The organism is Methylorubrum extorquens (genome assembly GCF_024169925.1).
In the GTDB taxonomy this organism is placed as follows: domain Bacteria; phylum Pseudomonadota; class Alphaproteobacteria; order Rhizobiales; family Beijerinckiaceae; genus Methylobacterium; species Methylobacterium extorquens_A.
In genome coordinates this window covers 3,975,723-3,989,839 of the sequence record NZ_JALJXF010000001.1, presented here as the reverse complement: position 1 = coordinate 3,989,839, position 14,117 = coordinate 3,975,723, and the positions used below count along the sequence as shown (strand labels likewise).

Genomic DNA, 14,117 nt, shown 5'->3' with positions numbered 1-14,117 from the left:
GGAGCCAGGCGTTGTCGGAAGTGGAGTCGGATGTCGTCGCTCGTGATACGGAGGCGACCGAGACCGAAGAGACCAGCCTCGCCACCGAGCGGGGTGTGCGCAGCGAATCCGCCCGCGCCCGCACCGCCCGTGCCGCCCGAATCATCGCTGCGGAGAAGGCTGCCGAGAAGCCTTCGGAAGCCGACGACAAGGCGGAGAGCGATGCGGCCGAGGCTGCCCGCGAGCCGGTGCTGGAGGCGGGGCGATCGCTCCGCCATTCGCCCGAGCGCTTCGTGAACCGCGAGCTGTCCTGGCTCCAGTTCAACCGCCGGGTTCTGGAGGAATCCTCCAACCCCAACCACCCGCTGCTGGAGCAGCTCCGCTTCCTCTCGATCTCGGCCAACAACCTGGACGAGTTCTTCATGGTGCGTGTGGCCGGCCTGCACGATCAGGTCCGCGCCGGCCTCGTCGTGCCCTCGCAGGACGGCCTGACCCCCTCCGAGCAACTCGCCCGCATCGGCACGGAAGTCTCACGGCTGGCGCTGGACCAGCAGGATCGCTGGCGCGCCCTGCGCGAGGAGCTGAACGGCAACGGCATCCACCTCGCAGACCCGGCGGAGCTGTCGGCGGAGCACCTCACTTGGCTCGACGACTACTTCCTCACCTACATCTTCCCGGTGCTGACGCCGCTCGCCATCGATCCGGCCCACCCCTTCCCGTTCATCCCCAATCTCGGCTTCACCGTCGCGCTGATGATGGTGCGGCCCCGTGACGGGCGTACCCTGCGCGCCCTGATCCGTCTGCCCTCGCTGCTCGACCGGTTCGTGCGCCTGCCCGATGTGGCGGGCGACGGCACCGCCCGCTTCATCGCCATTGAGCAGGTGATCGCGAAATACGCGAGCCGGCTCTTCCCCGGCTACTCGTTGAAGGGGCAGGGCGCCTTCCGCGTCGTGCGCGATTCCGATCTCGAGATCGAGGAAGAGGCGGAAGACCTCGTCCTGCACTTTGAATCGGCGATCAAGCGCCGCCGCCGCGGCGTCGTCATCCGTCTGGAGATCGAGGCGGGCATGACGGAGGAGCTGCGCGCCTTCGTCGCCGACGAATTGGAGATGGCGCCCGATTCGGTCTTCGTGGTCGAGGGGATGCTCGCGCTCAACGAGCTGTCGCAGATCGTCGGGATCGACCGGCCGGACCTCAAGTTCAAGCCCTACAACCCGCGCTTCCCCGAGCGCATCCGCGAATCCGGCGGCGACGTCTTCGCCGCAATCCGCCAGAAAGACTTCATCGTCCACCACCCCTACGAGTCGTTCGACTCTGTGGTGCAGTTTCTGGCGCAAGCCGCCCGCGACCCGAACGTCGTGGCGATCAAGCAGACGCTCTACCGCACCTCGTCGAACTCGCCGATCGTCGCCGCGCTGGCCGAAGCCGCGGAGGCCGGCAAGTCGGTCACCGCGCTGGTCGAGCTGAAGGCCCGGTTCGACGAGGAGGCCAACATCCGCTGGGCGCGCAACCTCGAGAAGGCGGGCGCGCAGGTGGTGTTCGGCTTCGTCGAGCTGAAGACCCACGCCAAGCTGTCGATGGTGGTGCGCCGCGAGGGCGACCGCCTCGTCACCTACTGCCACGTCGGCACCGGGAACTATCACCCGATCACCGCGAAGGTTTACACGGACCTGTCCTTCTTCACCGCCGACCCGGCCATCGCCCGGGACGTCTCGCGCATCTTCAACTTCATCACCGGTTACGCCGAGCCGGCGGAGTTGGAGCGCATGGCGGTGTCGCCGCTGACTCTGAAGCCGCGCCTGCTCCAGCACATCGAGGAGGAGATCGCCCATGCACGGGCCGGGCGTCCGGCGGCGATCTGGATCAAGTGCAATTCGTTGGTCGACAGCCAGATCATCGACGCGCTCTACGATGCCAGCCAGGAGGGCGTGCAGATCGACTGCATCGTGCGCGGCATCTGCTGCCTGCGGCCGGGCATTCCCGGCCTGTCCGACACGATCCGGGTGAAATCGATCGTCGGACGCTTCCTCGAACACGAGCGCGTCTACGCCTTCGGCAACGGCGCCGGGCTGCCGCATCCGAAGGCCACCGTCTATATTTCCTCGGCTGACCTGATGCAGCGCAACCTCGACCGGCGGGTCGAATCCCTGCTGCCGATCACCAACCCGACTGTGCATCAGCAGGTCCTCGACCAGATCATGCTGGCGAACCTCCTCGACAACCGACAGAGCTGGCGTGTACTGGCATCGGGTGCGAGCGAGCGGATCAGCCCTGCCGAAGGGGAGGAACCGTTCAATGCGCACAAGTATTTCATGACGAATCCGAGCCTGTCCGGGCGCGGCAAGTCGTCGAAGAAGTCGAGCCCGCGGGCGCTCAGCCGCCGCGCCCAGCGGTCCTGACCACAGCCTGCACCGGGCCGGTCTCCGGCCCGGCACTATCGTGAGTGTCCGGCCGGTTCCGGCCCGGCACCATCGTGAGCGCCCCTTGCGGGGGTGCTTCCCTGAGAGGGGGCTGCATGGGTCCGACACGTCCCCACCTGACGCTCGCCCACTCCGCCGAACGGCCGGCCCCGATGATGACTGGCATGACGTTCGAACCCGTCGCGATCATCGATATCGGCTCGAATTCGGTGCGGCTCGTCGCCTATGACGGGCTCCAGCGTGCCTCGACGCCACTCTACAATGAGAAGGTGCTGTGCGGGCTGGGCCGCAGCGTCTTCTCCACGGGCCGCCTCAACGAGGATTCCGTGCAGCGGGCGCTCACGGCCCTCCGCCGCTTCCGCGTCCTGTGCGACACGATGCGGGTCTCCCGCATCTTCGTGCTGGCCACCGCCGCCGCGCGGGACGCGGCCAACGGCCCGGCCTTCCTGGACGCCGCGCGCGCGGCGCTCGGCCAGGAGATCCAGCTTCTCTCCGGCCGGCGCGAAGCGGAGCTTTCGGCGCTCGGCGTCGTCTCCGGCTTCTACGCGCCCGATGGCGTGGTCGGTGACCTCGGCGGCGGCTCGCTCGAACTCGTTGACGTCAACGGCACAACGGTCGGCCAGGGCGTGACCATGCCGCTCGGCGGGCTGGCGCTTCAGGATCTCTCCGAGGGCTCGCTCAAGAAGGCCCGCAAGATCGCCCGCGAGCATCTGAAGAAGGCCGAGCCGCAGCTCGACACCCTGCGCGGGCGCACCTTCTACGCGGTCGGCGGCACGTGGCGGGCGCTGGCCCGGTTGCACCAAGCGGCCCGTGATTATCCGCTCCACGTCATGCACGGTTACGCGGTGGAGCCTTCCGACGAGCTGAGCTTCCTCGAAATGGTCGAGGCGAGCGACGCCGCGACCCTGCAGGAAGTCGAGACCATCTCCGAGGCGCGCCGGCCTCTGCTGGCCTTCGGCGCGGTGGTGCTCGAAGAGATCATCCGGGCGGGCCGTCCGCGGGAGATCGCGATTTCCGCCTTCGGCGTGCGCGAGGGCCTGCTGTTCGAGCAACTCGACCGCGAGACGCGCCTCACCGACCCGCTGATCGTCTCGGCGCAAGAGTTGAACGTGCAGCGCGCACGTTCGCCCGGCCACGGCGAGGAGCTGCGCGACTGGACCGACCAGTTCATCACCAGCCTGGACGGGCCCGAGACCGCGGGCGAGCGCCGCCTGCGCCACGCCGCCTGCCTGCTCTCGGATATCGGCTGGCGGGCGCATCCCGATTACCGCGGCGAGCAGAGCCTCAACGTGCTCGCCAACGCCGCCTTCGCCGGCATCGACCATCCCGGCCGCGCCTACCTCGCCCTGTCGGGCTACTTCCGCCACGAGGGCGTGGCGCCGGAGAAAGCGAGCCCGACCCTGCGGATGCTCGCCGGCCCGCGCCTGTTCGACCGCGCCCGCCTCGTCGGGGCGCTGATGCGCGTCGCCTTCCCGGTCTCGGCCGGGATGGCGGGGCCGCTCAAGCGGATGCCGCTCACGGTGGAGGACGGCAAGGTGGTGCTGCGCCTACCCGCCGAATGGGCGGAACTCAACGGCGAGCGCCTGCTCAGCCGCGTCCGCGGCCTGGGCCGTGTCGTGGGGCTCGATGGGCGGATCGAGATCGGCTGAACCGGTCGCTCGCAATCCGCTTATCGATCCACACCCCGTCGCGCCGATGCACGTCGCCTCGGCGATCCGTTCGCTGCTCAGCCCGACAGACGGGTGTGGGCCACCGCGATCTCACGTTCGGCGTCGGCCATCAGATAGGCGATCCGCGCTCCGTCGAGGTTGGCATCCGTGAGGCGCTGGCGCAGGTCGGCCTCGTACTTCTTCTCCTCGGCGCGCCGCGGCGGCGGCAGCAGGCGCAGGAGCATCGGGCTGGCAATCTCGCTGCGGACGAGGCCGCGATGGTTGGCGAGCCGCCGCAGGCTGCTGGCGAGATCTTCGAGCTTCGATTCCGGCAGATACTGGCGAGCGGACGTTCTGGCTCGGGCAACCTGAGACATGGCGCAACCTTTCAGCGACAATCTGCAAAAGATTGCCTGCGACCGGTTCGTTTTCCCTTGAGAAAGACCGTTAACGCTCCGCCTGCCAATACGCTGCGCTCGGCCCCGGACCGGGGGCGTGCCGGTCGGGGGCGAGGGAATTCGGATAGGTGGGCCTTGCGCCGGAATCGCGGTTCCTGTTCCCCGCGCTCCCGACGCACCTGCAGCCGCTCGGCCCACTGAGCGTCACAGGAACGGCGCAGAGAACTGGTCCGCACCGCCCCGTCACTGCCGGCCCCGCCGCCACGCAGGCCCGAGAGGGCTCGCGAAACCATCGGGCGCATCGGCCGCGGGGAGGGCCGATGTAGAGGCCCACGCCGCCGACGGCAACCGTGCCGGGGCGCTCTCCCGCGACTGCGACGCTTCGCCCGAGAGCCGCGCTTGGAGCATCGTGCCTGGATATCGGATCCGGGCCGATGCTCGAGCCTTCTAATTTTGCATCGTCTTTTTCCGAAAGCCGGGGACCACCTTTCGGGACGATGCTCTAGCGCAGCGACCCGCAGAAGCGCTGGATGCGGCGGCAGGCCTCTTCCAGCGTCTTGTTGGAGGTGGCGTAGGAGATGCGCAGGTTCGGACCCAAGCCGAAGGCCGAGCCGTGGACCGCGGCGACGCCCTCGGCCTGGAGCAGCTCGGTGACGAAATCCTCGTCCGAGCCGATGGTCTTGCCGGTCTCGGTCGTCTTGCCGATCAGTTCGGCGCAGGACGGGTAGACGTAGAACGCGCCCTCCGGCGTCGGGCACTTGAGGCCGTTCGACTGGTTGAGCATCGAGACCACGAGGTCCCGCCGCTCCTGGAACGCCGCCTTGAAGCGGGCGAGGTGCTCCTGCGTGCCGTCGAGTGCCGCCACCGCCGCCCATTGCGAGATCGAGGAGGCGCCGGAGGTCTGCTGGCCCTGCACGAAGTCCATCGCCTTGATGAGCTGTTCGGGGCCGGCGGCGTAGCCGATGCGCCAGCCGGTCATGGCATAGGCCTTCGAGACGCCGTTCATGGTCAGCGTGCGCTCGTAGAGGCCGGGCTCGACCTGGGCCGGGGTCACGAACTCGAAGTCGCCGTAGGTCAGGTGCTCGTACATGTCGTCGGTGAGCACCCAGACCTGCGGATGCCGCATCAGCACGTCGGTGATCTTCCGCATCTCGTCGCGGGTATAGGCTGCGCCCGACGGGTTCGAGGGCGAGTTGAGGATGATCCACTTGGTCTTGCCCGTGATGACGCGCTCCAACTCCTCCGGCTGGAGCTTGAAGTCGTGGGCCATGTCGGTCTCGGCGAAGACCGGCGTGCCGCCGCACAGGATCACCATCTCCGGGTAGGAGACCCAATAGGGGCGCGGGATCACCACCTCGTCGCCGGGGTTCAGGGTCGCGAGCAGCGCGTTGTAGATGACGTGCTTGCCGCCGGTGCCGACGATGGTCTGCGAGACCTTGTAGTCGAGCCCGTTCTCGCGCTTGAACTTCTTGACGATCGCCTCACGCAGCGGGTTGATGCCGGAGACGGGCGGATACTTGGTCTCGCCGCGGCGGATCGCGTCGATCGCCGCCTCCTTGATGTGGTCCGGCGTGTCGAAATCCGGCTCGCCGACCGAGAGGCTGATGACGTCGACGCCCGAGGCTTTCAGCTCGCGCGCCTTCTGGGTCATCGCGATGGTCGCGGACGGCTTCACCCGCGAGAGGGCGTCGGCGAGAAAGCCCATGGGAGATCTCCGAAAGGTCTTCGAGTGTGCGGTGGCCCGAAAGATGTCCCGGGCATCGCGGCTCTCGTAATCACGTGCCGCGACACGAGCAAGCGCGGCAGGCGGGAGGCTGCTTCCCAGTTCCCGCGGCGGGAACGGCCTCTCCGCAGCCGCCGCTCGTCAGAGACCATCTGCAATTTTTCTCAATCTGGAACGAAGTGTTTTTCAGGCGTACGCTGGGAAGGTTTTCGGGTATTGTCACAGACGAAGTGTGCAGTTTCTTGCAGTGCGATAGCATAACATTGCACCGCAATGATAATTGTATGCAGAATTCAGCCGCCCCTGTGGGGCCGGGACTTGCCCGGACTCACAGGGGCGGCCGACAATATTCCGGGCGGAAGCGGCAAGAGGCGGGCGGTACCGTCCGGCCGGGCCAGGAAAGCGGAGGACGGCGGGCCCTATGAAGAAGAACAAGGTCATCACGGCCGAGGAAGCGATCGCGCTGATCCGCGAGAACGACGTCCTCACCACGACCGGCTTCGTCCAGAGCTGCATCCCGGAGGCGCTGCACGCGGCGTTGGAGAAGCGCTTCGTCGATACCGGTTCGCCGCGTGGCCTGACCTTGATCATGACCGCGGGCGCGGGCGACAGCAAAGGGCTGGGCACCGGCCGCCTGCATCATGACGGGCTTCTCTCCCGCGTCATCGCCGCCAATTTCGGGCGCATGCCGAAGGTGGCTCAGGCGGCGCAAGCCAACCTAATCCGCGGCTACAACCTGCCCCAGGGCGTGATCTCGCAGCTCTACCGCGCCTGCGCCGCCGGCCAGCCGGGGTTGTTCTCGAAGGTGGGGTTGAAGACCTATGTCGATCCGCGCCACGGCGGCGCCAAGGTCAACGAACTGACCACCGAGGACATCGTCAAGCTGGTCGAGGTCGATGGCGAGGAGTGGCTGTTCTACACCGCCACCAAGATCGACGTGGCCTTCATCCGCGCTACCTCCGCCGACCCGTCGGGCAACCTCTCCTTCGAGAAGGAGGCGCTGACCCTCGACTGCCTCGCCCAGGCCATGGCCGCGCGCAACAACGGCGGCATCGTCATCGCCCAGGTCGAGCGTATCGTCGATGACGGCTACCTGCTGCCCAAGGACGTGCGGGTGCCCGGCATCCTCGTGGATTGCGTCGTCGTGGCCGAGCCCGAGATGCACCGCATGAACTACGGCGTAGTCTACGACGCGGCGCTCGCCGGCGAGATCCGCGTACCCGTCACCGGCATCAAGCGGATGCCGCTCAACGAGCGCAAGATCATCGCCCGGCGCGCCGCCTTCGAACTGCCGCCCAACGGCGTGGTCAATCTCGGCGTCGGCGCGCCGGAGGGCATCTCCTCCGTCGCCAACGAGGAGAAGATCACCCCCTACATCACCCTGACGACGGAAGCCGGCGCCGTCGGCGGCGTGCTCGCTTCGGGTTCGAGTTTCGGCGCGGCGACGAATGCCGACTGCATCATCGACCAGAACCAGATGTTCGACTTCTACGACGGCGGCGGCCTCGACATGACCTGCCTCGGCATGGCCGAGTGCGACGGGGCCGGCAACGTCAACACCTCGAAGTTCGGGGGCAAGCTCAACGGCTGCGGCGGCTTCATCAATATCTCGCAGAACGCCCGCTCAGTCGTCTTCGCCGGCACTTTCACCGCGGGCGGCCTGGAGATCGCCGTGCAGGACGGTCAGGTGAAGATCGTCCAGGAGGGCCGGGCTCGGAAGTTCGTAACAGGGGTCCAGCAGAACACCTTCTCCGGCCCCTACGCGGTCGAGCGCTCGCAGCCGGTGATCTACGTGACCGAGCGCTGCGTCTTCCAGCTGACGAAGGATGGGCTCGAACTGATCGAGGTGGCACCGGGCATCGATATCGAGCGCGACATCCTCGCCCACATGGATTTCGCCCCCGTGGTGCGCAATCCGGTGGCGATGGACGCGCGCATCTTCCGCGAGGATCCGATGGAGCTGATCTCGGATCTGCTCAACCTCGACCTGAAATCCCGCGTCAGCCTGGATGCCGAGCGCAATATCCTCTTCATCAACCTGGAGGGCTGGTACTGCCGGGTGAAGAGCGACATGGACGAGTTGCGCATGACCATCGTCGAGGCCTGCCGCAAGGCCGGTCAGCGGGTCAACGCCGTGATCAACCACGACGGCTTCCGGCTCAACGAGAACCTCTACGACGACTATGCCGGGATGATCCAATATCTCCAGGCGAACTACTACGCGACGACGACCCGCTACGCGACCAGCGCCTTCCTCCGCCTGAAGATGGAAGAGGCGCTGACCAAGCGCGGCGTCGCCCCCCACGTCTTCGAGCGCAAGGAGGAGGCCCAGGCCTTCCTCGGCACGACCGAGGACAAGAAGGCGCGCAAGATGATCTCGCCGGCGGTGGCGTCCGCCGCCTGAGGACGAGCGTTCAAGTCTCGGGAGGCCTCCCGCGCCGAGAGCAAAGAGGATCGCAAAAGGTCTTCCGGTCCTCGTGGCCTCCGAAGCCCTGCCGCGCCGGGGACGGACCGGCGCGGCTTCGAGGGCCGCGTCGGGGTGCACCTTGAGAGTATCCGCGCGTGGCAGCTTCAGCGGTGAGTTGCCTCGTTCGAAATCTTGCCGCTTTCAAAAACAGGCATGCGAAAGCCGCCATGTTCTGTGCCGCGATGTTCGCAGGCATTTCACCGATGACGTGAGCGCACTGAGCGAAGCTGCACCTCATCTTGGCGGCGCAATCGACGTCCTGAACGCAACTTGATTTTGCACTGACGGATTACCGACCGATTTGTCGGAGGTGTGAAGGTGCAAGCAGGGACTCTTGAGCCGGCCTGACGCGATCGGGTCGGGTGCGGCTCCAAGTTGTCCTTCTCGATGCAAAGATAACTTTTATTAATCGAAATGCGCAAAGAACTCGGTGTCTCCGACTTCGACGCAGGTATCCCGTGAGAATGACACTCAAGCGCACCCTCATGGGGCTGTTTGCACTCATGCTGCTGTTCGCCGTCGGGCAGGGCGTGCTTGCCCTGGTCAAGCTCGACGCGATCGGCGAGCGGACATCGGAGATCCTGGACAGCACGATCCCGTCGATCAACGAGGCCCACACCATCAACGCGTTCGTGATTCGGACGCGACTCTGGCAGTTCCGCTACGTGACGGCCGAGAGCGAGACCGCGCGGGCCGACAGCGGCGAGAAGGTCAAGACCTTCATGCGCGACCGCAATGCCAAGGTCGAAGCTTATCGGAGGCTGATCTCCTCGCCCGAGGAGCAGCAGGTCTATAACGATCTTCTGGCCAAGCTGGAGCAGTTGAAGCCCGATTGGGACCGCCTCCGCGCCTTCCGGCCCGACCAGCAGGATGAAGCGCTCAACTATTTCCGCGGCCCCATGAACACACGCTACCTCGCCGTCTCCGAGGCGGCGCGGGCCCTCGTCGATGTCAACATGGCCGCAAGCAAGGTTGCCGACGCCGCGATCCGTGCCGAGCAAGCCACGGCGGTGAAGGTCACCCTGGTGGCGCTCTGCGTCACGACGCTGACGGCGATCGGTGCGATGATCTTCTCCTTCCTCGGCGTGTCGCGCCCGATCGAGCGGATGACGGCGGCGATGCGCCGTCTGGCCGGCGGCGACACCGATGCGCCGATCCCCTTCGCTCAGCGGCGCGACGAGATCGGGGCGATGTCCGCGACTGTCCTCGTCTTCCGCGACAACCTGCTGCGGGCCCGCGCGCTCGAAAAGGAGACCGAGCTCGCCCGCGCCTCGGCGGAAGAGCAGCGCAAGGCCGGCATGCGCGAGATGGCCGACGGTTTCGAGCACGCCGTCGGCGGCATCCTCGGCACGGTGACCGCGGCGGCGACCGAGTTGCAGGCCACCGCCCAGAGCATGACCGCGATCGCGACGGAGACCGCGGCACAATCCACCGCCGTGGCCGCCGCGGCCGAACAGGCGGCCGGCAATGTCGGCATGGTCGCCGCCGCGAGCGAGGAGCTCGGCGCTTCGGTGCAGGAGATCGGGCGGCAGGTCGCCGGCTCGGCCGAACTCGCCGGGGTCGCGGCCGGCGAGGCCGGGCAGACCGTCGCCCTGGTCCGCGATCTCTCGGAGGCCGCCGCGCGGATCGGCGATGTGGTGGCGCTGATCTCGACCATTGCCGGACAGACCAATCTGCTCGCGCTCAACGCCACGATCGAGGCGGCGCGCGCGGGCGAGGCCGGGCGCGGCTTCGCGGTGGTGGCCGCCGAGGTCAAGGAACTCGCGAACCAGACGGCGCGGGCGACCGAGGAGATCTCGACCCAGATCGCCCGCATCCAGGGGGCGACGGGCGAGGCCGTCTCGGCGATCGACGGCATCAGCAGCCGCATCCGCGAGATCAGCGGCGTCGCCACCGGCATCGCGGCGGCGGTGGAGGAGCAGGGCGCGGCCACCCAGGAAATCGTGCGCAATGTCGGTCAGGCCTCCACCGGCACGTCCGAGGTGACGAACAACATCGCCGGGGTCGCCTCGGCGGCCGACGAGACCGGGGCGGCGGCGTCCCAGGTGCTGCACTCGGCGTCGGACCTGTCCCGGCAGGCCGAGCGCCTGAACACGGAGATGTTCCGCTTCCTCGCCACGGTGCGTGCGGCCTGAGGCCTCGCCACACTGCCTCGTCAGACTGACGGAGCGCGACACGGAGTTCGACATGACGGCGGGGCTGGGACGCGGATGTCGTCCCGGCCCCGCCTTGCGTCATCCGCTCCCATCTGCTAACGCCCCGCCCATCCCACACGCGGAGCCGGCCCCATGCCTGAATGGGGCGTTTCCGGTGGCCGGCCGATTGGCCAGCTACTCCTCCGCGGCGGTATCAACCGGAGAGACCAAAAATCATGGCCGTCGATTTCTCTATGCGCCAGCTCCTCGAGGCCGGCGCCCATTTCGGGCACCAGTCGCACCGCTGGAACCCGAAGATGCAGCCCTACATCTTCGGCACCCGTAACAACATCCACATCATCGATCTCGCCCAGACGGTGCCGGCGCTGCACGCCGCCCTCCAGGCGGTGAGCGACACGGTCGCCCGCGGCGGCCGCGTGCTGTTCGTCGGCACCAAGCGCCAGGCGGCGGATTCCATCGCCGAGGCGGCCAAGCGGTCGGCCCAGTACTACGTCAACTCCCGCTGGCTCGGCGGCATGCTGACCAACTGGAAGACCATCTCCGGCTCGATCCAGCGCCTGCGCAAGGTCGATGAGACGCTCGAGGGCGGGGCCGTCGGCCTCACCAAGAAGGAGCGCCTCATGCTGACCCGTGAGAAGGACAAGCTCGAGAAGGCGCTCGGCGGCATCAAGGACATGGGCGGCGTGCCCGACCTGCTGTTCGTGATCGACACCAACAAGGAGCAGCTCGCGATCAAGGAGGCCCAGCGCCTCGGCATCCCGGTCGCGGCCATCGTCGACACGAACTGCAACCCGGATGGCATCTCCTACATCGTCCCGGCCAACGACGACGCCGGCCGCGCCATCGCGCTGTACTGCGACCTCATCGCCCGCGCGGCGATCGAGGGCATCGGCCGCGGCCAGGGCGCGCTCGGCCTCGACGTCGGCGCCTCCGAGGAGCCGACCGCCGAGGAGCTGCCGCCGGCCAACGACGACGTCGCGGCGGCCTCCGTGGCCTCCGACTCGATCGCCCAGGCCGACGTCGCCGCGCTTGCCGAGTCGACCGAGCACTTCGAGCAGCTCGCCGCCCCGCGCGGTGCGCCCGACGACCTGACCAAGCTCAACGGTGTCGGCCCGCAGCTCGTGCAGAAGCTCAACGATGCCGGCGTGTGGCACTACTGGCAGATCGCCGCCATGCAGCCCGAGGACGTGGCCAAGCTCGACGCCGACCTGAAGCTCAACGGCCGCTTTGCCCGCGACGGCTGGGTCGAGCAGTCCCGCGCCTTCGTCGAAGCTGCCGCGGCCTAAGTCCCGCGTTCGCCGCCGGGCTTTCTCGCCCGGCGGCCCGATCGTCATCTTCCTGCAAAGCCCGGTGCTTTCAAAGAGCGCCGGGCTCATTCACTTGAAGACCCGTTCTTCAAGACCCGCGCTTCAAGACCTCGAGAGGATCGCCATGGCCAACATCACCGCCGCACTCGTGAAAGAGCTTCGCGAAAAGACCGGCGCCGGCATGATGGATTGCAAGGGCGCGCTCAACGAGACCAACGGCGACCTCGAAGCAGCGGTCGATTGGCTGCGCAAGAAGGGTCTTGCCAAGGCCGCCAAGAAGGCCGGCCGTGTCGCCGCCGAGGGCCTCGTGGCCGTCGAGTCCGCCGGTCGCCACGCCGCGGTGGTCGAGGTGAATTCCGAGACCGACTTCGTCGCCCGCAACGACGGCTTCCAGGCCTTCGCCCGCGAGGCCGCCAAGCTCGCGCTGAACACCGACGGCACCCTGGAGGGCCTCCAGGCCGCGACCTTCCCCGGCTCGTCCGAGACGGTCCAGGAGAAGCTCTCGAACCTGATCGCCACCATCGGCGAGAACATGACCCTGCGCCGCGTCGCCAAGCTCGAAGTGAGCAAGGGCGTGATCGCGTCCTACGTCCACGGCCAGATCAATGATGGTCTCGGCAAGATCGGCGTGCTCGTCGCGCTCGAGTCCGAGGGGGACGTCGAGTTCCTCTCCACGCTCGGCCGCCAGATCGCCATGCACGTCGCCGCCACCAACCCGACGGCGCTCGACGCCTCGGGCGTCGATCCCGCCGTGGTCGAGCGCGAGAGCAACATCCTGCGCGAGAAGAACGCCGGCAAGCCGGACCACGTGATGGCCAAGATCGTCGAGAGCGGCCTGAAGAGCTACTACAAGGAGGTCACCCTCCTGGAGCAGCCCTTCGTCCATGATGGCTCCAAGACCGTCTCGCAGATCCTCAAGGAAGCCGCGGGCAAGGCCGGCGGCGAGGTCGCGATCAAGGGCTTCGTCCGCTACGCGCTGGGCGAGGGCATCGAGAAGGAAGAGGGGCCGGACTTCGCCGCCGAAGTCGCGAGCATGTCGCGCTAAAGGCCCGGCGAGGACGCTCGGGAGCCTGACTCGGCTCCGGTGTCGTCACCGATCCTCACAGGTCGTCATACGGGGCGGCGGCAGCGATGCCGTCGCCCCTCGACGTTCGGCCCCCCGTCTTGTTAGAAGCCGCGGCGCCCCGAACCCGAGACGACGAGGATCTTCGATGCCGGAGACGACGACCTACCGCCGCGTCCTCGTCAAACTCTCCGGGGAGGCCCTGGCCGCCCCCGACGGCTTCTGGCTGCATCCGCCGATGCTGGCGGCCCTGGCCGAGGACATCGCGGCCACGATCTCCCGCGGGATCCAGATCGCGGTGGTGGTCGGCGGCGGCAACCTGATCCGCGGGGCGCGCATCTCCCAGGCGGGCTGGATCGACCGGGCGACGGGCGACTCCCTCGGCATGATGGCGACGGTGATGAATTCGCTCGCCATCGAGACCGCGCTCAATGCCGCGGGCGTCCAGGCCCGCACCATGTCGGCCGTGTCGATGCCCACCATCTGCGAGACCTATGCCCGCCAGCCGGCGCTGCATCACCTCGACAAGGGGCAGGTCGTCGTGCTCGCGGGCGGCACCGGCAACCCGTATTTCACCACCGACACCGCGGCCGTCCTGCGGGCGGCGGAACTGCGCTGCGACGCGGTGCTGAAGGCAACGCAGGTGGATGGCGTCTATTCGGCCGATCCGAAGCACGACCCGGACGCAATCCGCTACGATCGCATCACCCACGACGAGGCCATCGCCCGCGATCTCAAGGTGATGGACACCGCCGCCTTCGCCCTGGCGCGGGAGAGCCGCCTCACCATCGTCGTGGGTTCGGTCCACGCCCCGAGTTCGATCAACGCGATCCTGACGGGCGGCTCGGTGTCGACCCGCGTGGTGCCGTAGGCACCGGCTTTCTGCTTGGATCCCTCGCCCCGCTTGCGGGGAGAGGGGGAACGCGGTGCAGGGCCGGCAAGCGCGCTTGCGGCC

Annotated in this window: 9 protein-coding genes; 7 read left to right on the top strand and 2 right to left on the bottom strand. The window is 67.7% G+C overall.

Annotated features, from left to right (window positions below; genetic code table 11):
• Window positions 1–11 precede the first annotated feature (11 nt).
• Window positions 12–2,378 carry an RNA degradosome polyphosphate kinase gene (locus J2W78_RS18655; RefSeq protein WP_253372917.1) on the top strand — a complete coding sequence of 789 codons (2,367 nt, stop codon included), beginning with the start codon at window positions 12–14 and terminating at the stop codon, window positions 2,376–2,378.
• Window positions 2,379–2,494: 116 nt separating this feature from the next.
• The gene (gene ppx / locus J2W78_RS18650; RefSeq protein ID WP_253372915.1) at window positions 2,495–4,048 is read left to right on the top strand and encodes an exopolyphosphatase; all 1,554 of its coding nucleotides are present in this window, start codon (window positions 2,495–2,497) and stop codon (window positions 4,046–4,048) included.
• A 77-nt stretch (window positions 4,049–4,125) separates the two neighbouring features.
• Here ppx and J2W78_RS18645 read toward each other — a convergent pair whose 3' ends face one another.
• Together J2W78_RS18645 and J2W78_RS18640 are read right to left on the bottom strand one after the other, a co-directional pair.
• Window positions 4,126–4,425, bottom strand: a complete 300-nt coding sequence (locus J2W78_RS18645) for a hypothetical protein (protein WP_253372914.1) — start codon at window positions 4,423–4,425, stop codon at window positions 4,126–4,128.
• 523 nt (window positions 4,426–4,948) lie between these two features.
• On the bottom strand, window positions 4,949–6,151 hold the full coding sequence (locus J2W78_RS18640; protein ID WP_253372912.1) for a pyridoxal phosphate-dependent aminotransferase: 1,203 nt from the start codon (window positions 6,149–6,151) through the stop codon (window positions 4,949–4,951).
• A gap of 439 nt (window positions 6,152–6,590) precedes the next feature.
• Between J2W78_RS18640 and J2W78_RS18635 the strand changes: the two genes are divergently transcribed.
• From J2W78_RS18635 to pyrH, 5 genes are all read left to right on the top strand, one after another.
• A complete protein-coding gene (locus tag J2W78_RS18635) occupies window positions 6,591–8,573 on the top strand; it encodes an acyl CoA:acetate/3-ketoacid CoA transferase (protein WP_253372910.1) in 1,983 nt (660 codons plus the stop codon).
• A gap of 527 nt (window positions 8,574–9,100) precedes the next feature.
• Window positions 9,101–10,771, top strand: a complete 1,671-nt coding sequence (locus J2W78_RS18630) for a methyl-accepting chemotaxis protein (protein ID WP_253372908.1) — start codon at window positions 9,101–9,103, stop codon at window positions 10,769–10,771.
• A 236-nt stretch (window positions 10,772–11,007) separates the two neighbouring features.
• A complete protein-coding gene (locus J2W78_RS18625; RefSeq protein ID WP_253372906.1) occupies window positions 11,008–12,078 on the top strand; it encodes a 30S ribosomal protein S2 in 1,071 nt (356 codons plus the stop codon).
• 145 nt (window positions 12,079–12,223) lie between these two features.
• The gene (tsf, locus tag J2W78_RS18620; RefSeq protein WP_253372904.1) at window positions 12,224–13,144 is read left to right on the top strand and encodes a translation elongation factor Ts; all 921 of its coding nucleotides are present in this window, start codon (window positions 12,224–12,226) and stop codon (window positions 13,142–13,144) included.
• A 166-nt stretch (window positions 13,145–13,310) separates the two neighbouring features.
• Window positions 13,311–14,033 carry a UMP kinase gene (gene pyrH / locus J2W78_RS18615; protein ID WP_253372902.1) on the top strand — a complete coding sequence of 241 codons (723 nt, stop codon included), beginning with the start codon at window positions 13,311–13,313 and terminating at the stop codon, window positions 14,031–14,033.
• Window positions 14,034–14,117: the final 84 nt, after the last annotated feature.

Bases quoted from the DNA above. Each gene is read 5' to 3' on its own strand.
- J2W78_RS18630 (WP_253372908.1), top strand. From the start codon at position 9,101: ATGACACTCAAGCGCACCCTCATGGGGCTGTTTGCACTCATGCTGCTG.
- J2W78_RS18635 (WP_253372910.1), top strand. From the start codon at position 6,591: ATGAAGAAGAACAAGGTCATCACGGCCGAGGAAGCGATCGCGCTGATC.
- J2W78_RS18625 (WP_253372906.1), top strand. From the start codon at position 11,008: ATGGCCGTCGATTTCTCTATGCGCCAGCTCCTCGAGGCCGGCGCCCAT.
- J2W78_RS18640 (WP_253372912.1), bottom strand. From the start codon at position 6,151: ATGGGCTTTCTCGCCGACGCCCTCTCGCGGGTGAAGCCGTCCGCGACC.
- tsf (WP_253372904.1), top strand. From the start codon at position 12,224: ATGGCCAACATCACCGCCGCACTCGTGAAAGAGCTTCGCGAAAAGACC.
- pyrH (WP_253372902.1), top strand. From the start codon at position 13,311: ATGCCGGAGACGACGACCTACCGCCGCGTCCTCGTCAAACTCTCCGGG.
- ppx (WP_253372915.1), top strand. From the start codon at position 2,495: ATGGGTCCGACACGTCCCCACCTGACGCTCGCCCACTCCGCCGAACGG.
- J2W78_RS18645 (WP_253372914.1), bottom strand. From the start codon at position 4,425: ATGTCTCAGGTTGCCCGAGCCAGAACGTCCGCTCGCCAGTATCTGCCG.